Raw genomic sequence first — 20,445 nt, forward strand, 5'->3', positions numbered from 1 at the left:
CGGAGGAGGGCGCCGCCCCCCGTGATGACCATGCCGCGGTCGAAGATGTCGGCGCCGAGCTCGGGCGGGGTCTGCTCGAGGCACAGGCGAATGGCTTCGATGATGGCGCTGATCGGCTCGCGGAGGGCCTCGCGGACCTCCTCGGACGAGATGATCTCGCGGCGGGGCAGGCCGGTGATGAAGTCGCGCCCCTTGGCCTCGAGGGTGAGCTCCTGTTCGAGGGGGAAGGCGGAGCCGATGCGGATCTTGGTGTCCTCGGCCATGCGGGGGCCGATGTCCATGTTGTAGGTGCGCCGCATGTGCTGGATGATCGCCTCGTCCATCTTGTCGCCGGCGACGCGGAGGGACTGGCAGGTGACGACGCCGCCGAGGGAGATGACGGCGACCTCGGTGGTGCCGCCGCCGATGTCCACCACCATGTTGCCGGTGGGTTCGGTGATGGGCATGCCGGCGCCGATGCCGGCGGCCTTGGGCTCGTCAATGAGGTAGACCTTGCGGGCGCCGGCGCGCTCGGCGGAGGCGTAGACGGCGCGGCGCTCGACGTCGGTGATGCCGTGGGGCACGGCGATGACGAGGCGCGGGCGGTAGCCCCAGCGGCGGTTGTGGACCTTGTTGATGAAGTAGCGGAGCATCTTCGCGGTGATGTCGAAGTTGGCGATGACGCCGTTCTTCATCGGGCGGATGGCCTCGATGCTGCCGGGGGTGCGGCCGAGCATGGCCTTGGCCATCTCGCCCACGGCGTTGCCGTTGAGGAGCACCTTGTTGGTGCCTTTCTTGACGGCGACGACCGATGGCTCGGCAAGCACGATGCCCCGGCCGCGCAAACACACCAGGGTGTTGGCGGTGCCGAGGTCTATGCCCATGTCCAGGGAGAACAGGCTCAGGAAGCGGTCAATGATGTACATGCGGGCGACGCCCTTCGCATGCGGGGAGGGCCGGGGCGCGGCGCGGCGGGCGGGCTACTTCTCCTCTTCCTCCGCCTTGGCCTTCGGGGGTGCGGGTTCCTCGGCCGGGGCCTTCTCCGCGGGAGCCTTTTCCTTGACCTCCGGCGCGTCAGGAGCTTTGGCCTTTTCGCCAGGTTCTTCGGTCGGGGCCTTCTCGCCGGGAGCGACCTCGCCCTTCTCCTTGCCGGGCTCGTCGAGGATATCGGTGGCCTTCTTGGCGGAGGGAGGGGCGGGCGGGTCGGGATACTGGCGACCCTTGGCGGGCGGGAGGTCGGTGGGCTTGGGCGGCTGCTGGTACTCCTGGATCTTCATCCAGGTGAAGGTGATGCCTGCCGCCATCACCAGGGTGGCGAGAATCGGCAGGAACGTGTAGATGTTCGAGCGGGGCTGGAAGCGTGCCATTCAGTTCACCTCCGGGTCTGCCACCCCGTGGTGCCCAGCCGGAGAGGGCTGAGGGCCACACGGGCAAAGGCGCCTGGCGCCGCATGCGCAAGGTTCGCGGGTCGGCCTACAGGTCAATCGTCAACCGGGTGGTCACATCGTCCCCGACCTCCACGTCTTTCTTCATGGAGGGCCTGTCGTAATGGGTCGCGGCCATGTCAGGGAATACCTCGTCCACGACGACCTTGCCGATGTACTCGTCGCCGCGGAAGACGATGAAGGAGTAGCCCTTGACGACCTCGTGGCGCTGGCCGATGTTGAGGATGACGAGGCCCAGGCTCTTGTCCACCCCGGTGACTTTGCCGCGGATGACCTTCTTGGGCCGCACCTGGGTCTCGGGGCGCAGCAGGCCGGCGTAGGTTTCGGGGTCCTTTTCCTTCAGGCGGGAGAGCATGTCGTTGGCCATCGCGAGGTCGTTGGTGAGCTTCTCGACCTCCTTGACGGCGTCGGTGAGGCTCTTCTCGCGCACGGTGAGGAGGTCTTGCACGGCGTCGCGGTTCTTCAGGAGCTCGGCATACTTGGCGTTGAGGGCGTCAATCTCGGCCTGCTTCTTGTCGTTGTCGCCGCGGGCGGCCTTGAGGTCCTCGTTGTAGCGGTCGAGGCGGGTGTTCAGGAGGGCGATCTGGTCCTCCTGGTCATTGATGACGTCCATCGAGAAGCGGTTGATGGCGGCGGCGGCCTTCCACTCTTCGCGCATCTCGTCGCGCTCGCCGCGCAGGCTCGTGATCTGCTTCGCCGCACGGTCCAACTCGCCCGTCAACTGGTCGATCTTGCCGTTGAGGTCCTTCTGATTCGTGTCCCAGTCCTGCTTGGTTCGGGCGTGGAGTGCCTGCTCGTCGGCCCACTTCTGTTTGTAGTTTTCCTGGAGCGACATCAGGGCCGCCGTGATGCCTGCGTAGAAGACAGCGGCCACCATGGCAATCACCGCGAAGATCTTGCCGGCAAGGCTCATGCCCAGAACCTCCTGTGGCTTAGGGTCGTAGACCGCCTCCGTAGACCGGCCCGATTATAGTCCCGGGAGGGGGAAAGTCAAGAAAAAATTGACGCGCGCGCGCCCGTGGGCTATGATCGCCGTTGGCGAGGAGCCGAGACGACCCGATCCCGATGCCGATGGAGGTGTTCTGTGAAGGTGTGCTGGGAGCAAGTGGCAGGGGGGGTGACGGCGCCCCGGGGCTTCCGCGCCGCGGCCGTGCGGTGCGGGATTCGACAGGTGGAGACCGATGATCTGGCCCTCCTGGTGTGCGACACGCAGGGGGCCGCGGCGGCCACGTTCACGACCAATCGCGTGGCGGCGGCGCCCGTGCGCTGGAGCCGGCGGGCCATCGCCACGGGGCGCGTGCGGGCCGCCGTGGTCAACAGCGGCAACGCCAACGCGTGCACCGGCGAGCGCGGCGAACGCGACGTCGCGACCACCGCGGCCAAGGCCGCCGAACTGCTCGGCTTCCAGCCCGAGAACTTCCTCATCGCGTCCACCGGCATCATCGGGCGTTACCTGCCTATTGACAAGCTGCTCGAGGGCCTGCCGCGCGTGGTGCGTCTGCTGGACGGCTCGCTGGAGGCGGGCGAGCGCTTCGCGCGCGCCATCCTCACCACCGACACCACGCTGAAGCAGGCCGCTCTGCGGTGCGACCTGGGCGGAGGCGCGAGCGTGACGCTCGGCGGCGCGACCAAGGGCGCCGGCATGATCGCTCCGGGCATGGCCACCACGCTTACCTTCCTGACCACCGACGCGGCCATCGAGGCTCCGTTGCTCCAGAAGGCGCTGAAGCGGGCGGTGGATCGCACCTACAACCGCATCTCGATAGACGAGCACATGAGCACCAACGACACGGTGCTGTGCCTGGCGAGCGGGCTGGCCGATGCGCCGCCGGTCCGCGGGGGCACGGGCGCGGCACGCCGGTTTGAGGCCGCGCTCACCGAGCTGTGCCAGACCCTGGCCGTGAAGATCGTGGCGGATGGCGAGGGGGCCACGCGGCTGGTGCGGATCGAGGTCACCGGCGCGCCCAGCGTGCGCTTGGCGGTGGCGGCGGGGCGCGCCATCGCCGATTCGCCCCTGTGCAAGTGCGCGCTGCACAGCGGCGACCCGAACTGGGGGCGGTTCGTGTCGGCGGCGGGCTATGCGTGCCCGCCGCTCGAGGAGGCGAGGACGCGGCTCTTCATCGGCGAGAAGCTGGCCTATGCCGCCGGCGCGCCCGGCCCGGCCACCGAGGCCGAACTGGCGGCGGCCATGGCCGGGCGTGAGGTGCTGTTGCGGCTCGAACTCGGTCTCGGCAAGGCCCAGGCCACCGTGTGGACGTGCGACTTGTCGAAGGAATACGTGGCCATCAACGCCGACTATCACACGTGAGCGCGTGGGGGCGGCGGGGTCCGTCGCGGGGGCAGCAGACCGTGGGCACACTGGCACTGCTGGGTCGGCTGCGCTGGCAGATGATCGTCAACAGCGCGCGGCGGCTGCGTCGCGACTCGATGCTCAAGGTCGTCGTTGTGGCCGGAGCGGGGCTGGCCTTCTGGGTCGGCGTGTTCGCGGCCTCGTTCAGCGGCTTCCGCTTCATGGACCAGTTCCTGGGCGGCACCGAGCCGCTGGCCGAGACTCTTCTCTCGCTGTTCTTCCTCCTGCTCGGCGTCATGCTCTTCTTCAGCAACGCCATCATTTCGTTCGGCAGCCTGTTTCGCTCGGAGGAGACGGACCTGCTCCTCGCCTGGCCCATCGAGGCTGAGGACCTGTTCGTCTACAAGCTGCTGGAATCCATCACGTTCAGTTCGTGGGCGTTCCTGGTGCTCGGGTTGCCGCTCATGCTGGGTTACGGGATGAGCGTGGCAGCGCCGTGGCACTACACGCTGGTGGTGCTGGCGTACTTCGCGCCCTTCGTGGTGCTGGCCGCCGCGGTGGGCGGCATGGTGGCGCTGGCGGTGGCGGCATACTTGCCGGACCGGGCGAAGCGGCTGCTGGGCACCTCGGTGGTCGCGTGCCTGGCGGCCGCGCTGGGCGTGGCCGTGTGGGTGCAGGGCGCCGTGCAGTCCACGGGGGTCGCCGAGGTGTGGCTGCCGCGGGCTCTGGGGCGGATGAGCTTCGCGCGCAGCCTGTTCCTGCCGAGCTACTGGATGACCAGGGGTCTCCTCCAGGCCGCGCGGGGCAACCTGGCCGAGGCCGGCTACTACTGGCTGGTGCTCACGAGCTACGCGGCGCTCGGCGTGCTGCTGTGCTGGGAGCTGGGCAAGCGCCTGCTGCGGGTGGGCTGGTCGCGCAGCCGCTCCAAGTCGGGCGCACGCCGGCGCGTGCCGCGCGGCGGGTGGGCGCTGGCGCGCTGGGCGCCCGCCTTGCGGCTGCTGGTGGGCAAGGACGCACGGCTCTTCGTGCGCGACCCGGTCCAGTGGTCGCAGTGCGCCATCCTCTTCGGCCTCATGGGCTTCTATGTGCTGAACTTGCGCACGTTCTCTTACCACCTGTCGCTGCCCCTGTGGCGGCACGTAACGGCGCTGCTGAACGTCGCCGCGACGAGCCTGGTGCTGGCCACGGTGACCACGCGCTTCGTGTTCCCCATGTTGAGTCTCGAAGGGCGGCGGTTCTGGTTCCTCGGGCTGGCGCCCGTGCCGCGATGGACGGTGCTGTGGTCGAAGTTCGCCTTCTCGTTCGTGGGCGCGCTGGGCGTTACGTTGCCGCTCGTGGTCGTGTCGGACTACATGCTGCTGCTCCCGGCGGGCACGATCTGGCATCACGCGCTGGCGATCGCGCTGGTGTGTTTCGGCGTCTCGGGTCTCTCGGTGGGGCTGGGAGCGCTCTTCCCCAACTGGCGCGAGCAGAACCCTTCCAAGATCGTCTCGGGGTTCGGTGGCACGCTGAATCTGCTGCTGTCGGTGGCGTTTGTGGTGGTGATGGCGGGGCTGACGGCGTTGCCCTACGGCGTGCGGGCGATGCGTCTGGGGGAGGGGGGAGCAGAGATTCTCTACGCATCCCTCGCGTCGGCCCTGGTCGCCGCCGTCACCGGGCTTGTGCCGATGCACTTCGGGCAGCGCGCGCTACAGCGCCTCGAGTTCTAGGGTCTGTGCGGGAATCCACGCGGGACTGCGACGCCGCGAATTCTGGCCGCGAGCAAGGAGCGAGGAGGAGGCGATGCAGCGGAGAGCATCGTTGACGACGAGCGACACAGCTCGAGGCCATAAGTCGCGGCTTACCTTCGAGTTGCGGCGGCAGACGCCCCGCTGACGCTGCGGAGCAGCGCGCGTAGACTCCCCGCCCAGACCCTAGTTGGCCTTGTTGGCCTTCAGGCTTTCTTCATACTTTTGGCGGGCGCTGGCCGCCAGGGCCTCGGCCTTGGCCTTCGTTGCCACGGCCTTCTCGATGACCGTGATGGTAGGCTTCCTGGGGGCCGGGACCGAGGGGTCAGCCTTGGCAGCCTTGGAGGCCTTGTCATAGGCTTCCGCGAGTGCCTTCTCGCGCTTGGCTATCTCGTCGGCGCTGAGAGCCTCGAACGTCACTGCCCCTGATGCGTCGCGGACCATGAGGACCGAATAGGAAGGCGTTGTGCCGCCGCCTGGGCGGCATGCAGCGCCCGTTCACCCACCCTGGGCGGTGCGCGCCCAGTCCATCGCCCCCATGACGCTGAGGGCGGCGAGGAAGAACCAACTGACACGCTTCGGCATTGTACTCGTCTCCTGTCAAGCGCCCCTCTCTGACAGATCGCAAGCCCGACGAATGCTCCTCAACGGCCCGGAGCCGGTATGGAACCATCGTGGCGAGCTCTGGCGGGCCGTCTCAGGTCGGCCTCTTGTCTCCCGGCGCGGGGCCGCCGGCCTCCTCTTTGGACTTGTCGCCCTCGGTGGGTTTGGGCGCGCCCTCCTCAGGGTCCTTGCCCTGCTTCTTGGCCTGGGCGGCCTCGTACTTCTCGCGGTACTTGGTGGCGAGGGCGTCGGCTTTGTCCTTGCCGCGCACGGACTTCTCCAGGACGACCACCGTGGCCTTCCTGGGCTTGGGCTCGGACGGGTTGTCTTTCTTGGCTTCGGCGTATGCTTTGAGGGCTTCGGCGTAGTCTTGGCTGAAGGTCTTCTCGAGCTTGCTCACATCACAGCTTGGAACCGCTTCGATAGCCACCACACCTGCCGCATCGCGAGTCATCACCACAGAGTAGAAGAGCGTCGTGCCGCCCCCTTGGCGGCTGGAGGCGCCGCCTCACCCACAGGCCGTGTTCGTCCACTCCGACAGCCCCAGAATCACGAGGGCTGCCATCAGGGTCCAACCCGCTCGCGTCTTCATTGCCCGTCGCCTCCTGCAAGTGGTTGCCGGACCTGCCTCCACTGACCCATACTCCACAGTCTATACGAATCTGCCGTGATGTCAAGTACTTTTCGCCGTCCGATTGCTCTCGCTGGCGCCGGCTACATGCTTGGCCCCGGCCACGAAGGCCTATTGCCCTGGACGCCACGTGGAACGCAAGGCGCCGCACTTCTCGCCCGTGCACTCGAGGCAGCGCAGGCACTGGACCGAGTTGAGCCGCTCGGGGAGTTCGACGCCGAAGGGGCAGTCCCGCGCGCACTTGCCGCAGTGGTTGCATCGGGCCTTCTCCCAGCGCAGGCGGAAGAGCGACCAGCGGTTGCCCAGCGTCAGGAGGCCGCCAAGTGGACAGAGCACCCGGCACCAGGGCCGGCGATAGAGGAAGATCGCGGCGACCAACAACGCCAGGATCACCAGGCGCGGGGCCGAGGGTAGGACGCCCGTCTTGACGGTCTCCGGCAGGGCCGATTCCAGCGTGGCGACGGGGCACAGGCGGCAGAAGAACAGCTTGCTCTCCGTGCCCAGCCAGAACGGCAGGGCGAGGACGAGGATGACCAGGACCGCGTAGCGCCCGTGCCCCAGCCAGATGGGGATGCGGAACTTGCGCGTGGGAATCCTGGCCAGGAGGTCCTGCACCAGGCCGAAGGGGCAGGCCCAGCCGCACACCAGCGCCCCGATGGACATGGCGACGACGAGGAGCGTGCCCACGGCCACGAAGGGGAAGACGTGCCAGGCGGAGAAGTTGGCCAGGACGCCGATCGGGCAGGCGAAGGCGGAGAGGGGGCAGGCGTGGCAGTGGTAGACGGGGCCGCACACCACCGGCAGGTAGAGAAGGGGGTTGAGCCAGATCGCCAGAAAGGCGGCCTGCACCCACCCGCGCACTCGAGCGAATCGTCTTGGGCTGGCCATGACTCTGCATGACCGGGCTCGCCCGCGGAGGGCCGAGCCAAGGTCAGTTCTTTCAGGTTGGGCACGCTTGCGCGGGGCTGCCCACGTACGTGCGGGCGAGCTGGCCGTCCGGCAGGCGCGCGAGTCCGCCGACCGTGGCGTCGCGGACCATCTCCCCCTCGGTCACGACGAGCGGCACCTTGGCGGCAGGGGACGGGAGGGCGGGTTCGCCGGGGATGGAGGGGAGGGAGGGATCCTCCGGTGCTGCGGCGGGCTGGGCCGGCTCGGCGAGCACCGTGACCTTGCGGACGGCATATCCGTAGCCGAGGCATGCCAGGCCCAGGAGCAGGCCGGCCAACGCGCGCACGAGTGGAAGGAGCCGCCGAGGCATCTGCGTCGCCTATCGCGCCCGTCCCCACAGTCGCGAAAATGGCGGAGGTGGATGGGAATCGAACCCACCCGGGACTCTATGCAAGCCCCACACTGGGTTTGAAGCCCAGGGGCGCCACCAGGCCGCCGGCCACCTCCGGACCGAAATCCCCACGCCAGATTGTAGCGTACTGCCTGTTGGGACTCAAGTGCGATTGCGCCTTACGAGGTGCCCGAGGCAGGCGGCACGGGCCCGGCGCCGCTGGCCAACGCGGGGCCGGGCGTGCGCTGGTTCCCGTTGCGCCGTGTGAGGCGCAGGGAGTCGAGGTAGTCGAGGATCGGGACGGCGTACTTCCGGGACGTGCCGAGCGCATCGCGGAAGTCCATCGTCGTGAACGTCTTCCGCTCGGCGAACAACTGGCGCACTCTCTCGGCGGCACGCACGATGGCGTCGCGGTGGAACCACAGGTCGCCCAGGTGCACCACGGCTATCTGCTGGGTCAGGCGCGCGAGGGCGTTTCGGACCTCTTTCTCGGGGACGCCGAGGGTTGCCGCGAGGGCGTCCGGCGCGGGCGGGCAGAAGCCGCCTTCGGCCAAGGCGGCCTCCACCCGCTGCTGGAGGGCCATCTGCGGTTCGGAGAGGCTCAGCGTGTGGGTGCGCAGGCGCAGCCAATCCCCCTGCCGCACCACGCGTCCTTCGGCGACCGCCTGGCCGATGACGAGGCTGAGGAAGCCCTCGGGGACGTCCAGCTCGCGGCGGAGGTCGGCCGCGGCCGGCCCTACGACCTGCGGCTGAGCCGCGTGGAAGGCGGCCAGGCGCTGGCACACTTCGTCGGCCATCTCGGCCACTCGGCTCGCGTGCGCCCAGTGGCCCTCGGGGGTCTTCACGAGGACCCCTTCGGCCAGGAGGCGCTCGCCGAGTTCCTCGGCGGCGCGTGCGGGGAGGAGGGCAGCGCGTGCCGCGTCCGCAGGGGGGGTGCCCGTGCGAGCCTGGCGCACCGCTTCGGCCAACAGGGCCGTCGGGCTGTCGAGCGCCGCTTCCCAGCGCGAGAGGTCGGCGACCACCCACGCCCTGCTCTTCAGGTGGTGGCCCGACGTGCCGATCACCCGCCCCCCCCCGATCACGCGAAGGCCGGCCCGCGCGTCCGGCCCGCGAATCACGAAGCGGTCGCCCACCCCGATCACGAGCGGCTCGAGCAGGTGGATCTGCGCGAGCGCCGCCCCGCCAGGCGGCAGGGGTCCGGCGCAGTCGAGGAACGTGACCCGCCCCATCGAGACCATGGTGCCGGTGTGGAAGTGGACCTCAGCGCGTTGCTTGAGCGGCCGGATCGAGGGGCGGTTGGCGAGGCGGAGGGCGAGCTCGAGGTGACGCACGGGCTGCACGTAGCCGGGCGTGGCGAGGACGCAGCCGCGGCCGACCTCGGCGGGCCGCGCGCCCACGAGGTTCACCGCCACGCACTGGCCGCAGAGGGCGGTGTCGGCCTCGCGGCCGTAAACCTCGAGGCGGCGGACGCGCGCGAGGCGCGGATTCCCGGCGGGGTCGAAGGCCTCCAGTGTGTCGCCGAGGCGCACCTGGCCCGAGCAGGGAATGCCTGTGGCGATGGTGCCGAAGCCCTCGGCGGAGAAGGCGCGCTCGGCCGCCAGGCGGAAAATCCCGTCGGCCGGCCGCGGCTCGCAGCGGCCCGCCACCTCGCCGAGCACGCGGTTGAGGTCGCCGAGGCCCTCGAGCGTCTCGTTGGAGACGGGGCAGATGGGGCATCCCTCGAGGGCGGTGCCGGCCAGGAGTTCGCGCACGCCCTCCGCGGCCATCTCGGCGTGCTCGGGGGTGACCAGGTCAATCTTCGTGAGCGCCACCAGCCCGTGGCGCACCCCGAGGAGGAGGAGGACGTCGAGGTGCTCGAGCGTCTGCGGCATCACCCCGTCGTCGGCGGCGACCACGAGGAGCACCATGTCGATCCCCGTGGCCCCCGCCACCATGTTGCGGATGAACTTCTCGTGGCCCGGGACGTCCACAATGCCTACGATGCGCCCGTCGGGCAGTTGGCAGGGGGCGAAGCCGAGGTCAATGGACATCCCACGCTCCTTCTCCTCGCGGAGCGTGTCGGTCTCGCAGCCGGTGAGCATGCGCACGAGGCTGGTCTTGCCGTGGTCCACGTGGCCGGCGGTGCCGATCATGATGTTGTCGCGGCGGGGCATGGCAGGTCACTCCCGGGCCAACGCGGCGGCGATCTCGGCGTCCTCGCCGGGCTGGAGGGTGCGCACGTCGAGGAGCACCTCGTCGCGCTCGATACGGGGGTAGATGGGCGGGTCGTTCCGCCGCAACTGGCGGGCGAGGCGGCTGGCCGAGAGCGTGGGGCTGGCCAGCGTGACGACCCAGCTCGGGAACGGCAGCCCCGGCAGCGAGCCGCTGCCGACGTAGGTAACGTCCTGGCGGGCATTCACGGTGAGCGAGGGCTGCGCCGCGCGGATCCGGGCGGCGAGCGCCTCGGCCTGGGCGCGGAGCTCGTCCAGGCTGCGCGCCAGCATGCGGTAGGTGGGCACTGTTTGCTCGATGCGCTCGGGGTTGGCCAGGAGGCGCAGCGTGGCCTCGAGCGCGCACAGGCACAGCTTGTCCACGCGCAGCGCGCGGGCGAGCGGGTGTTTGCGGATGGCCTGGATGGGGGCCTTGCGCCCCACGAAGATGCCGGCCTGGGGGCCGCCCAGGAGCTTGTCGCCGCTGAAGAGCACCACGTCGGCGCCGTCGGCGATGCTCTCGGCGGCGGTGCGCTCGTGCTCGAGGCCCCAGCGGGCCATGTCGAAGAGCGCGCCGCTGCCGATGTCGTCGGCCATCAGGCAGCCGTGGCGGTGCGCGAGGTCGGCCATCTCGCGGGTTCCGACCTCGGCGGTGAAGCCGATCTGGCGGTAGTTGGCGGTGTGTACGCGCAGGAGCATGGCCGTCTGGGGCGTGAGGGCGCGCTCGTAGTCGCGCAGGTGGGAGCGGTTGGTGGTGCCGACCTCGACCATGCGGACGCCGGCCTCGGCCATGATGTCGGGCAGGCGGAAGCTGCCGCCGATCTCGACGAGCTGGCCACGCGAGACGATGACCTCGCGCCCCCGGGCCAGAGCGGCCAGGAGGAGCATGGTCGCGCCGGAGTTGTTGTTGACGACGGTGGCCGCCTCGGCGCCCGTCAGGGCGCACAGGCGCGGCTCCACGTGGCGCTCGCGCTCGAAGCGCTCGCCCGTCTCGCGGTCGGCGGCCAGGACGGAGTACCCGCGCATCTCGCGCGCGATGGCCTCGATGGCGGCTTCGGGCAGGACGGCGCGCCCCAGCCCCGTGTGGAGGATGATGCCCGTGGCGTTGATGGCTCGCACGAGTTGCGGGCGATCGGCCTCGCGCAAGGCCGCCTCGGCCGCGGCGAGGAGGGCGCACTCGGCCGGCACGTCGCCCCCGGCGAGGATCGCCTCGCGCGCGGCGGCCAGGATGGCCTGGAGGGCCTCCTTGACCCTGGCGCGCGGGAACTCGGCCGTCAGCTCCTGCGCCGTGGGCGACTCTAGCAGGCGGTCCATCGAAGGCAGTTGACGCAACCGGCTCGCGCGATCGGGGGCTGGGGAACTCATTCCTGTGGCATCCTGTTCGCTTCCTGGTTCCAGAACATCATCACCGGGGCGCCGCCCATGGCAATGGCCATCCAGGCGACCTCTTCGATCTCCTCGCGGGTGATGCCCATCTTGAGCGCCTGGGGCACGTGGTAGCGGACGCACGGCTCGCACCGGCTCAGCACGGCCAGGCTGATCGTGATCAGTTCCTTGGTCACGGCATCAATGGCGCCGGGGGCGAAGGCGGCGCCGAGGAATGCATCGTGGGCATCGGAGACGTTCGTCGGCGACGCAGTGGGGTCCCCCGCGCAGCACGCTCTCTGGGCGGCGGCTGGGGCGTCTGCCGCGGGCGCAACCGTGTCCCTGTTCGTGGGCGTGCCCTTTTCCATTCCTGCCATGGCGCTTCCTTCCCGTCGAATGACGATGATCTTGCCTTCGGATTTCGCGGCGACGGCGCCCACGATGGCGGCCTCGGCCACGCCCGCTGCGTGGAGGCGCGCGACGTACTCGTGCGCGGCCTCGGGCGCCAGGGCCACGAGCAGGCCGCCCGAGGTCTGCGCGTCGCAGATGACGGACAGGGCCTCCTCCGGCACCTCCTCGGCGCTGAACGCGGCGCCGGCGAACGAGCGGTTCCGCTCGGCCGCGCCCGACAGGATGCCCGCCTTCGCGTAGTCCCACACGTCGGGCAGCAGCGGCAGGGCGTCCCACCACACCTCGGCCGTCACCCCGCTCTCACGCACGATGTGGCACAGGTGCCCGACGAGGCCAAAGCCGGTCACGTCCGTGCAGGCGTGAGCGCCCAGCGCGACCATGAGTTCTGAGGCGATGCGGTTGAGAGCGGCCATGGAGCGGGCGGCGCCCTCGACGGCCTGGGGCGAGGCCCGGCCGATCTGGGCAGCCAGCGCCACGATGCCGGTGCCCAGGGGCTTGGTGAGCACAAGAAGGTCGCCCGGCTGCGCCCCCGCATTGGTGACCATCTTCGCGGGCTCGACGACGCCGGTGACGGCGAAGCCGAACTTGATCTCCTCGTCGTTGATGCTGTGGCCGCCGACGATAAGGGTGCCGGCCTCGCGAAGCTGGTCGAGCCCGCCGCGGAGCATGCGCTGCATGACCTCGTGCGGGAGCGACTCGATGGGGAAGCCCACGATGGAGAGGGCCGTGACGGGCCGACCGCCCATCGCGTAAACGTCGCTCACCGAGTTGGCCGCGGCGATCTGCCCGAAGAGGTACGGGTCGTCCACGCAGGGGGTGAAGACGTCCACCGTCTGCACCAGCGCCACCTGGTCGGTGAGCTGGAAGACGCCCGCGTCGTCGGCCGTGGCGGTGCCCACGAGGAGGCGCGGGTCGTGGACTTCGGGCAGGCCGGCCAGCACGCGGCGGAGGTCCTCGGCGTTGATCTTGGAGGCGCAGCCGGCGTGGCGCACGTGCTGGGTGAGCCGGATCGTGGCGGAATCCACCTTGGCCGCGGTGGGGGCGTCGGCCAGTCGCTCGCCGGCGCAGGTGCACACGTCGTATTGCTTCAGGGTATCGCACGGGCAGGGCTTGCGCGGGTCGCACACGCAGTGGCCCAGCCGGATCGAGCGCCCCATCACTCGCTTGCGTTTCGCCAGGTCTTTCGCCATAAGGTCCTACCTTAGATATTTCCAGGCCGGTGTCAATCTGGAATCGCGCGCCGCGGCGCCGGGGCGCCCCGAAGCGGCCGGGCTCACTCGCGGCGATGCCGGGCGGCGAGGAGGGCCGCGCCGAGCGCCCCGGTCATCTGGGGGCTCGGCGCGACGGAGACGGGCTGGCCGAGCGCGGCCTCCAGCGCCCGGTCCATTCCGGGGATCAGGGCGACGCCTCCTGTGAAGACCACGGGCGGCGCCAGCTTGCGCCCCGCCATGGCCACCACGCGCTTGACGATGGCGGTCTGCACGCCGGCCACGATGTCCTCGGGCCGGGCATGGGCGGCGAGCAGGCCGATGATCTCGGTCTCGGCGAACACCACGCACATGCTGCTGATCGGGGCGGGGCGGCTGCTGCGGAGGGCCATGTCGCCCAGGGTATCGAGACCCACGCCCAGCCGGGCTGCCACCATCTCCAGGAAGCGCCCCGTGCCCGCCGCGCAGCGGTCGTTCATCGCGAAATCGCGCACGCTGCCGTTCGGGTTCAACCGCAGGAGCTTGCTGTCCTGGCCGCCGATTTCGATGACGGTGGCCGCGTCGGGCACGACGTGGCGCACGCCGCAGGCGTGGCACGTGATCTCGGTGATGGTCGTGTCGGCCTCGCGGACGAGGTTGCGCGAGTACCCGGTGGCGACCACGCCGGCCACGGCGCGGCGGTCGAGCCGGCGGTCCGCCAGGAGCTGGTCGTAGAGGCGGGTCACGAGCGCCTCCTGCTCCACGCCCTGGTCCGCCGTGGCGGTGCCCACGATGTCGAGCGTGTCAGCCTCTACGAGCACGATCTTGATGGTCCTCGACCCCGCGTCTATCCCGGCACAGATCATTCAGTTCTCCCTTCTCGGATCACCTCGACCAGCGCGGTCAGCCGCGTGCTCAAGGTGGGTTGCATGGAGTCGGAGAGCGGCGGCACCTCGATCTCGACGACCGGCAGGCCGAGCGACGAGGCGACGACGTCGGCGATCACGGCGCCCTCGGTAGCGCAGTGGCTGGCCCCCGGAATGCGCGAGACGATGACGCCCTCGGCGCCGAAGGCTCGGATGTCGGAGCAGATGCGCTCGGCGCGGTCGGCGGCCGGCCCAACCATCGGGTCGGCCAGGGCCATGCGCGCGAGGGCCTCCATCGGCGGCAGGTCCTCGGGAATCTCGTCGAGGGCGTGGCAGAAGAGGTACTCGGTGCCGCAGATTCGCCCGCCGCAGCTCTCGAGGAGGTTCATCACCCGCAGGTCGGCGACAGGGTTGACCCAGAAGACCCGCGCCGCGCCCGGCGGCAGAACCCCCTGGCCGGCATCCACGCGCCGCCGGGTCTCGCGCAGCAGGTCTTCGAACACCAGGAGCGATTCGGCGCGGTCCGAACAGAAGTGGATGGCGAGCATCTCGGCGATGAGCATCTCGAGGGCGGGAAGCGGGCACGGCTCGGCCGTGTAGGCCAGCCTGCGGAGTTCTGCGAGGAGGCGACGAACCCGGTTGGCCGCGCGGATGCCGGCGGCCAGGCGGGCGTCATCCAGACGCGCGGCGGCCAACGTCTCCAGCGCCCCCCGCAGGCGTTCCAGCTCCGAGCGCACGAAGTCCACCTGGGCCTGCGGTGCGGCGAAGCCGCCTGGGAGGCTCACGGCGGCCTCGCCCGGGTCGGGCCGGCGGCGGCTGGGGGCCTCCCACCACAGGATCGGGTAGCCGAGGGCCTCCAGGCGCTGGGCGATGGCCGAAAAGTCGTCGCAGGTGGCGCCCACGCTGCACGTGAGCAGGTCGGGGATGGGGAAGTGAGCCTCGGTGAGGAAGGCCCCCAGCATGGCGCGCACGGGGCAGAAGGCCTCGTCTATGCCCAGCGAGTCGGCCACCTCGAGCATCCCGGTGCTCATCTCCATCACGCAGGGCAACCACCACGCGCCGTCGGGGTAGAACGCCACCACGTTGGGCAGGGAGTACGCCATGACCGGCACTGTGCCCAGGTCCTTCATCGTGCCGATCAGCTTCTTGCCCTCGGCGCGGGCCTGGCGCAGGCGCTCCTCCTCGGTGAGGAGGAAGTTCCACAGGCGGAGCGAGGCCGCCGAGTTGTCGTAGAGCAGCCGCGCGAGGCGCAGGTCGCCATCGTCGAGGTGGCGGCGGAGCGGCCCGCCGTAGGCCGGCTCGCGGAGGCCCGCGGCCCGCAGTTCGGCGTAACGGGCGTCCCAGTCCTCGAGGGTGATTCGGCGCGGCGTGTCGATCACTGGATCGCCTCGATGAAGGCCTGGATGCGGTTTGCGGCGCGGCCCTCGGCGTCCCCGTCCACGTTCACGTCGAGGTCGAGCACGGGAACGGGCGCCCACTCCCGCAGCCGCGCCACCTCGGCGTGCCAGGTGTCGCACCAGACGTAGCGCCGGACGATGAGCCCCCTGGCGCCGCTTCGGGCCAACTCGCGCCTGAGCCACTGGTAGAGCGCGTCGTTGGGCCGGCGGAAGGCGTGGGGGATTTGGCCGAAGTAGGCCTCGGCCAGCACCCGCAGGGGGTCGGCACGCAACCGGTCCGCCGCGAACGGCGCCGGGAGGGTCCGTTCGCCGCTGTCGGTGGCGTCCAGCGCCACGTGGCCCCCGGCCTCTTCGATGAGGTCGAAGAGCCAGAAGTGGTTGCGCAGCATGGGCGCCCCAAGCAGGGCGATCGGCACACCCTGGGGCGGCGGCGCGGCGGAGGGGGCGTGGGCGGTCAGGGCGCCGGTGGCATGGAACTCCGCGAGTGCCTCGGAAAAGCGCTTCGGCGACACGCGCCCGCGCAAGGCGCGCAGGGCCGCGCGGACGGCGTCATACCGGAGCATCACGGCGGCCAGCCGTTCGTCCGACGGGGCGGCGCCGCCCAGTTGCACGAGGAGGCGGCCCAGCCGCCGCAGTTCGTCGAGGTAGTAGGCCCGCGATGCGGCGCTCTGCCAGGTGGTGGGCAGGTGCATCAGGAACACCGGCCGCGGCGAGTCGCGGGCCAGGAGCTCGGCCACGCGCCGCATCTGGTCGCACAGCGTGGACACGATGAGCCCCTCAGCCCCGCTCGCGCGGGCCTCCTCGGCGAAGGCGCGGGCGTAAGGGCACAGACCCATATCGGCGGCGAGCCACGCGGAGGCCGGCCCCGACGCAGGAAGGGTGCGCCACGGCCGCACGCCGTGCGCGGCAATCCACTCGGGCGGGACAAACGAGCAACTGTACAGCACCGCCGGAGTCACGAGCCCGCCCTCCCGGCCTGCTGGGCGCGCGCCCGCACGGTTTCGAAAAGGGCCTCGCAGCGCGTGGCCACGCGGGCCGCGTCGGAGGGCGAGTAGTCCGTCTCGATCCGCAAGTAGGGGATACCGAGTTCCTCCTCCGCGAGGCGCTTGACCCGGCTGGCCTCCACGTCGTAGGTGAGGCATGCCTGCCAGATCAGCTCGATGATGCACTGGGGCCGGTACTCGGCGGCGAGCGAGCGGAGCGACTCGATCCGCCGATCGTTTCTCGTCATGACCGAGCAGGGCAGATGGAAGTACTTCTCGGCGATGGCGAGCAGAGGGTCGGGGGCCTCCGCGGCCACGTCCTCGAGCACCGGCTTGATGCCGGAGCAGTTCTCCATGCACACGACCAGGCCGCCCTTCTCCTCGATGATATCGAGCACCTTTTCGGCGCCGCGCAGGACGGGCACGCCGGTCATCAACACGCGGAGGCGCCGGGCCGCGTCCGGACAGGGCCGCTTGCGCCGCAGGCTCCGGAGGGCGCTGGCGTACTGTGCGTGGTCGGCGGGGATGCCGGAGATGCTGCTGTTGAAGTGCAGGAGCTGGATGCCGGTGAGCGGCGGCGCCTCGACCCTCATCAGGGCGGCGAGCTGGCGCCGGAGCGCCCGCTCGCGGTTCATCACCGCGATGGCCCGGCGGAGGCGCTGGTCGGTGATCCGGACCTTGAAGCGCGTCTCCAGCTCGGTCCGCAGCTTGCGCAATTCCGCCACCCAGTGGGCGAAGGCATCCGCGTCGTCCGCCTTCTGGGGCAGTTCCAGCACGTACATGGGGCGTGTCTCGGCCAGCAGCTCGTACATCTTCTTCTTGCCGTCGCAGGTCGTCTCCGCCACCACCAGGCTGGCCATCTCGAGGAAGGGGTTGGACTTCTCGATGTGATAGCCGAAGGTGGACTTGATGAGGGGGCAGAGGTTGGCCGGCAGGTGCTGTTCGGCGCTGGGGATGGTGTCGGCCGAGCCACCGCAGAGGCAGACCGGGACTCCGCCGGCAGCCAGGATGAGTTCGCGGGGCGTGTACTCGCACAGGATGCCGACGATGGGACGCCCCGCCTTGTGGGCCGCCGCGGCGTAGTCGTAGCAGTGGTCAATCATGTCCTCGAACCACTCGAACGGGTCGGCCGCGGGCCGGGCGCGCGCGGGCCGCGTTCTCGGCTTCTTGCCGCCACAGCACTTGGGCATCGGAGGCGCCTCCAGGGAGCGGGTTCAGCTCGCCTTGCGGGCCACGAAGAGGCCCTGAGCGATCTTGCCGGCGTGGGCGAGGGCCTGCATGAAGGCCATTTCGCCGGCCAGCGTCTGCATCAGCGCGGCGTCGAAGCCGATGATCTTCAGCGCATCGTAGGTGAGTTGCATGTTCAGCATGTCCAGGTAGAGGTCCACGTGCGGCGCGAAACGCCCCGTGTCCTCGGCCAGGACGACCTCGCACCCATTCCTGCGGAGCAGTTCGCAGTAGCCGCCGATGTCCTCGACATTGGGGAACTTCATGAACTTCAGGTATCGCTGGGCCTCGGCATCGGTGAGGCCAGCGGGGCCGATCACCCAGTCGGTGAACGCGATGGTGCCGCCAGGTCTGACGAGACGCGCTGCCTCGCTGACGAGCTTGGCCTTGTCCACCACGTAGCACCAGGCGTCCTCGCCCCACACGAAGTCGGCGCCCCCGTCGGGCAGCCCGCTGGCGCACACGTCGGCCAGCACGAAGCGGATGCGGTCGGTCAGCCCTTCCTCGGCGACACGCTGCCGCCCGCGCTCGACCATCCGAGCCGTGGCATCTACCCCCACCATCGAAGCCGCGCCGCGGAAGCGGGCCAGGAACCGCATGCCGGCGCCCGTGCAGCAGCACAGGTCCACGCCATGCATCCCGGGGGCGATCCCTGCCTTGCCCGAGAGGTCCATGGACGACTGGAAGCCGCCAATGTGTATCTGCTCGCCCATGACCAGCTCCCAGAGGTCCGCCTCGGGGCCGCTGTAGGTGGCCTGCACCTGTGCGAGGCCAATGCCCTTGATCGCCTTCATGTTCTTGCCTTCCCCCGGCCTGAAGAGTGGTGAGGGATTCGAGGACGCCCGGGCTCCGCGTCGCGCGTCCTTCTGCAAGGGGGACTCTGCGATACGGCGGGCGCGAGGCGGAGCCGACTCGTGGCACGGGGCCCACACGAGGCGGCATCCACACCGCGAGGCGAGCACAGGGCAGCCTGGGGAAGAGACCGTCAGCGGCGGGGGGCAATCCGCACAGTGAAGGGCCTCCAAGCCGCGGCTGACCGGCAACGCTCCCTCGCCCAACCCAGTCCAGCCGACACCGAGTGACGCAGCCATTGCGTCGCGCACGGCGTCGCTCAGAGGCTCCTTGCCCAACTCGCGCCGCGTGCGGCATCCGATGGGAAGACTGGCACGCGTTCAGCCACGGCTATCACCCCCTTTCCTGGCGGAAGAACAAAGGCCGAAAGGCTGGAAGAAACAACTTTCCGGGATTATAGCAGCAGGGGCGCGCGGTGTCAAACCTGGCTGCTGCCCGAACCAGTTAGCAGCGCGGGCTTTAGACCGCACCCGAACGGCCTGAAGGCCGCACTGCGAGCCTGACCCGCCCGGACCAGGCCCTGGGCAGCGCCCCCTCAGGAGAAGCACAGCGCAGCCCCCGACTCCCGCGGCTCGCGTGAGGGCGGCACTCTGCCCGTGCGCACAGGCCAGCACCCTCTCGCGAGTCTGAGAAAGCAGACACGCTGCCCTCATGCTTGCTCATCCCGCCCCAGCTCCGGCAGATGAGCGAGTATGGCGCTTTGGCGATTCGCGGGCTTCTGGGGGCTTTCCCGCCATGCTTGCTCACTTTCTCCCCCTCCAAACTGATACAGCATGGGGCCCAGGCGCCCCTGCGCTCGCAGAATTGCATACTTGAACAACTATGCAAAGTCTCATGAGAACCAGGAGGCCCTGGGCTCGCCCGACCGGCCATTTGGTCCATCGCTCCCCGCTGATTCGGATCGGCGCTCGGGGCGACTTGTCGGCTTCTGCGGCCGGTTTCTGCCCGCTGTACCATCTGTCCCCGCACGGGGATGATCCAGAGGCAAACAGGGGGTTCGCCCCAGAGGACCGCATGGCCATGCTTCCGCGAGGGCTTGGTGTCAGCCGAGCCGCCCGCCTAGGCATCAGGGCACCAGGTCCTCCAGACGTCTCTTGGGGGCTTCCGAGGGGCGCGGCGGCGAGGGCTCCACGCGGCGGGGCCTCGGGTGTTCCTCCCGAGGCGCCTTCGGTTGAGGCTCCTTCGCGGGCTCGGCCGGTCGGGCCTCGCGGGCCGCGGGCTCCGCCGCGCCCGGGATGTTCGGCCACCCCTCAATCTGCCACGGCCAGAGGCCGTACTTCCGGCCGTCGTCGCCGGCCGGGTCGAGGCCTATGCAGCCAGCCATGAAGTCCAGCATCTGCGCCCAACTTGCGTTCGCCACGAGACCCACGCGCCAAGCGTGGAAGAACTTCGTTCAGGTGGGCCTCCCCGCGGGCCGGCCGTCGAAGGGCGGCATGAGAATGCCCAGCGGCCCCACCCCCTGGCAGTTCATGCGCTCGTCGTGCACGCCGGCCTCGAACTCAGGGAACCTCCACAGGCAGTTGCCCCAGCCGGTGCGCTCGCGGCCGTAGACGCCGAGGCCGTAGTGGCTGTAGTAGATGCGCATCGCACCGATATCGCCGCCGCCCACGCCCACAAACGTCCCCTCCACGTGCCCGTAGCCGAAGGGGACGGCAGACATGAACGCCGCATAGAAGGAGAACTGCGCCTTGTCGCTGACCGTCACGCCCAGGTCAACGCACTCGAGGGCATCCTTCACGCGGTTTCCCAGGAAGCCCGGCAGGCCGCCCTCCCAGCTCGCGCAGCCTTGGGTGAAGGCGAGTGCGACGGCAATGCCCACTCCCAGTGCGAGGCGACGTGTGATTGTGCTCATCCTGGCCTCCTGGCGGGTCCACGCGAGCCGCCAGCGCATCCCGGTTACGAAGCCATCGTGATCATACACGCCGGGGACACGCCCTGTCAACGGCAACTCGGGTTGGCTGAGGCGGTTGCGTTGTGGGGATGTGTCGAGAGGGCAGCGAGTTACGAGGGAAGG

Annotated in this window: 19 protein-coding genes, 1 tRNA gene and 1 pseudogene; 2 read left to right on the forward strand and 19 right to left on the reverse strand. The window is 69.9% G+C overall.

Going from position 1 to position 20,445, the window contains the following annotated elements; all coding sequences use genetic code 11:
* From PLE19_21285 to PLE19_21295, 3 genes are all read right to left on the reverse strand, one after another.
* Positions 1-905, reverse strand: a 905-nt coding sequence (locus PLE19_21285; GenBank protein HPD17480.1) for a rod shape-determining protein, incomplete at its 3' end; no start/stop codon positions are given.
* A 54-nt stretch (positions 906-959) separates the two neighbouring features.
* Positions 960-1,346: a hypothetical protein gene (locus PLE19_21290; GenBank protein ID HPD17481.1), complete on the reverse strand. Its 387-nt coding sequence runs from the start codon at positions 1,344-1,346 to the stop codon at positions 960-962.
* A 106-nt stretch (positions 1,347-1,452) separates the two neighbouring features.
* Positions 1,453-2,337, reverse strand: coding sequence for a hypothetical protein (locus tag PLE19_21295; GenBank protein ID HPD17482.1), 885 nt, complete (start codon positions 2,335-2,337; stop codon positions 1,453-1,455).
* A gap of 171 nt (positions 2,338-2,508) precedes the next feature.
* Here PLE19_21295 and argJ point away from each other — a divergent pair, with 171 nt between their 5' ends.
* Positions 2,509-3,732 (forward strand): bifunctional glutamate N-acetyltransferase/amino-acid acetyltransferase ArgJ, encoded by a 1,224-nt coding sequence (gene argJ / locus PLE19_21300; GenBank protein ID HPD17483.1) that lies wholly within the window; start codon positions 2,509-2,511, stop codon positions 3,730-3,732.
* Positions 3,733-3,773: 41 nt separating this feature from the next.
* Positions 3,774-5,423 (forward strand): hypothetical protein, encoded by a 1,650-nt coding sequence (locus PLE19_21305; protein ID HPD17484.1) that lies wholly within the window; start codon positions 3,774-3,776, stop codon positions 5,421-5,423.
* A 204-nt stretch (positions 5,424-5,627) separates the two neighbouring features.
* Here PLE19_21305 and PLE19_21310 read toward each other — a convergent pair whose 3' ends face one another.
* The 16 genes and pseudogenes from PLE19_21310 to PLE19_21385 all read right to left on the reverse strand — a co-directional run bounded on the left by PLE19_21310 (position 5,628) and on the right by PLE19_21385 (position 20,283).
* Complete coding sequence (locus PLE19_21310) at positions 5,628-5,861, reverse strand: hypothetical protein (protein HPD17485.1); 234 nt, start codon at positions 5,859-5,861, stop codon at positions 5,628-5,630.
* A 277-nt stretch (positions 5,862-6,138) separates the two neighbouring features.
* A complete protein-coding gene (locus PLE19_21315) occupies positions 6,139-6,444 on the reverse strand; it encodes a hypothetical protein (GenBank protein ID HPD17486.1) in 306 nt (101 codons plus the stop codon).
* A 342-nt stretch (positions 6,445-6,786) separates the two neighbouring features.
* A complete protein-coding gene (locus tag PLE19_21320; GenBank protein ID HPD17487.1) occupies positions 6,787-7,536 on the reverse strand; it encodes a 4Fe-4S binding protein in 750 nt (249 codons plus the stop codon).
* 79 nt (positions 7,537-7,615) lie between these two features.
* Entirely contained in the window at positions 7,616-7,933 is a 318-nt protein-coding gene (locus tag PLE19_21325) for a hypothetical protein (protein HPD17488.1), read from the reverse strand.
* Positions 7,934-7,972: 39 nt separating this feature from the next.
* A tRNA-Sec gene (locus PLE19_21330) sits at positions 7,973-8,070 on the reverse strand.
* 63 nt (positions 8,071-8,133) lie between these two features.
* Complete coding sequence (gene selB, locus PLE19_21335) at positions 8,134-10,107, reverse strand: selenocysteine-specific translation elongation factor (protein HPD17489.1); 1,974 nt, start codon at positions 10,105-10,107, stop codon at positions 8,134-8,136.
* Between the two features lie 6 nt (positions 10,108-10,113).
* Positions 10,114-11,508 carry an L-seryl-tRNA(Sec) selenium transferase gene (gene selA, locus PLE19_21340; protein HPD17490.1) on the reverse strand — a complete coding sequence of 465 codons (1,395 nt, stop codon included), beginning with the start codon at positions 11,506-11,508 and terminating at the stop codon, positions 10,114-10,116.
* Positions 11,505-11,876 (reverse strand): carboxymuconolactone decarboxylase family protein, encoded by a 372-nt coding sequence (locus PLE19_21345; protein ID HPD17491.1) that lies wholly within the window; start codon positions 11,874-11,876, stop codon positions 11,505-11,507. The genes selA and PLE19_21345 overlap by 4 nt, the downstream gene beginning before the upstream one ends.
* Before the next feature lie 27 nt (positions 11,877-11,903).
* A pseudogene (gene selD / locus PLE19_21350) lies at positions 11,904-12,929 on the reverse strand (selenide, water dikinase SelD).
* 263 nt (positions 12,930-13,192) lie between these two features.
* Positions 13,193-13,972 (reverse strand): acyl-CoA dehydratase activase, encoded by a 780-nt coding sequence (locus tag PLE19_21355; protein ID HPD17492.1) that lies wholly within the window; start codon positions 13,970-13,972, stop codon positions 13,193-13,195.
* Positions 13,969-15,351, reverse strand: a complete 1,383-nt coding sequence (locus PLE19_21360) for a 2-hydroxyacyl-CoA dehydratase family protein (GenBank protein HPD17493.1) — start codon at positions 15,349-15,351, stop codon at positions 13,969-13,971. Before PLE19_21360 ends, PLE19_21355 begins: the two co-directional genes overlap by 4 nt.
* Positions 15,348-16,328 (reverse strand): 2-hydroxyacyl-CoA dehydratase family protein, encoded by a 981-nt coding sequence (locus PLE19_21365; protein HPD17494.1) that lies wholly within the window; start codon positions 16,326-16,328, stop codon positions 15,348-15,350. Before PLE19_21365 ends, PLE19_21360 begins: the two co-directional genes overlap by 4 nt.
* Complete coding sequence (locus tag PLE19_21370) at positions 16,325-17,542, reverse strand: double-cubane-cluster-containing anaerobic reductase (GenBank protein ID HPD17495.1); 1,218 nt, start codon at positions 17,540-17,542, stop codon at positions 16,325-16,327. Before PLE19_21370 ends, PLE19_21365 begins: the two co-directional genes overlap by 4 nt.
* A gap of 24 nt (positions 17,543-17,566) precedes the next feature.
* Positions 17,567-18,373 (reverse strand): methyltransferase domain-containing protein, encoded by an 807-nt coding sequence (locus tag PLE19_21375; protein ID HPD17496.1) that lies wholly within the window; start codon positions 18,371-18,373, stop codon positions 17,567-17,569.
* A 1,124-nt stretch (positions 18,374-19,497) separates the two neighbouring features.
* On the reverse strand, positions 19,498-19,791 hold the full coding sequence (locus PLE19_21380) for a hypothetical protein (GenBank protein HPD17497.1): 294 nt from the start codon (positions 19,789-19,791) through the stop codon (positions 19,498-19,500).
* 33 nt (positions 19,792-19,824) lie between these two features.
* Entirely contained in the window at positions 19,825-20,283 is a 459-nt protein-coding gene (locus PLE19_21385) for a hypothetical protein (GenBank protein HPD17498.1), read from the reverse strand.
* Positions 20,284-20,445 lie beyond the last annotated feature (162 nt).

It is taken from the genome of Planctomycetota bacterium (assembly GCA_035384565.1).
GTDB lineage: Bacteria > Planctomycetota > PUPC01 > DSUN01 > DSUN01 > DAOOIT01.

What these genes read in the sequence shown, in the direction of transcription:
- selB (HPD17489.1), bottom strand. Translation starts at nt 10,107, where the DNA reads ATGCCCCGCCGCGACAACATCATGATCGGCACCGCCGGCCACGTGGAC.
- PLE19_21370 (HPD17495.1), bottom strand. Translation starts at nt 17,542, where the DNA reads ATGCCCAAGTGCTGTGGCGGCAAGAAGCCGAGAACGCGGCCCGCGCGC.
- PLE19_21385 (HPD17498.1), bottom strand. Translation starts at nt 20,283, where the DNA reads ATGAGCACAATCACACGTCGCCTCGCACTGGGAGTGGGCATTGCCGTC.
- PLE19_21345 (HPD17491.1), bottom strand. Translation starts at nt 11,876, where the DNA reads ATGGAAAAGGGCACGCCCACGAACAGGGACACGGTTGCGCCCGCGGCA.
- PLE19_21355 (HPD17492.1), bottom strand. Translation starts at nt 13,972, where the DNA reads ATGATCTGTGCCGGGATAGACGCGGGGTCGAGGACCATCAAGATCGTG.
- PLE19_21295 (HPD17482.1), bottom strand. Translation starts at nt 2,337, where the DNA reads ATGAGCCTTGCCGGCAAGATCTTCGCGGTGATTGCCATGGTGGCCGCT.
- selA (HPD17490.1), bottom strand. Translation starts at nt 11,508, where the DNA reads ATGAGTTCCCCAGCCCCCGATCGCGCGAGCCGGTTGCGTCAACTGCCT.
- PLE19_21375 (HPD17496.1), bottom strand. Translation starts at nt 18,373, where the DNA reads ATGAAGGCGATCAAGGGCATTGGCCTCGCACAGGTGCAGGCCACCTAC.
- PLE19_21325 (HPD17488.1), bottom strand. Translation starts at nt 7,933, where the DNA reads ATGCCTCGGCGGCTCCTTCCACTCGTGCGCGCGTTGGCCGGCCTGCTC.
- PLE19_21290 (HPD17481.1), bottom strand. Translation starts at nt 1,346, where the DNA reads ATGGCACGCTTCCAGCCCCGCTCGAACATCTACACGTTCCTGCCGATT.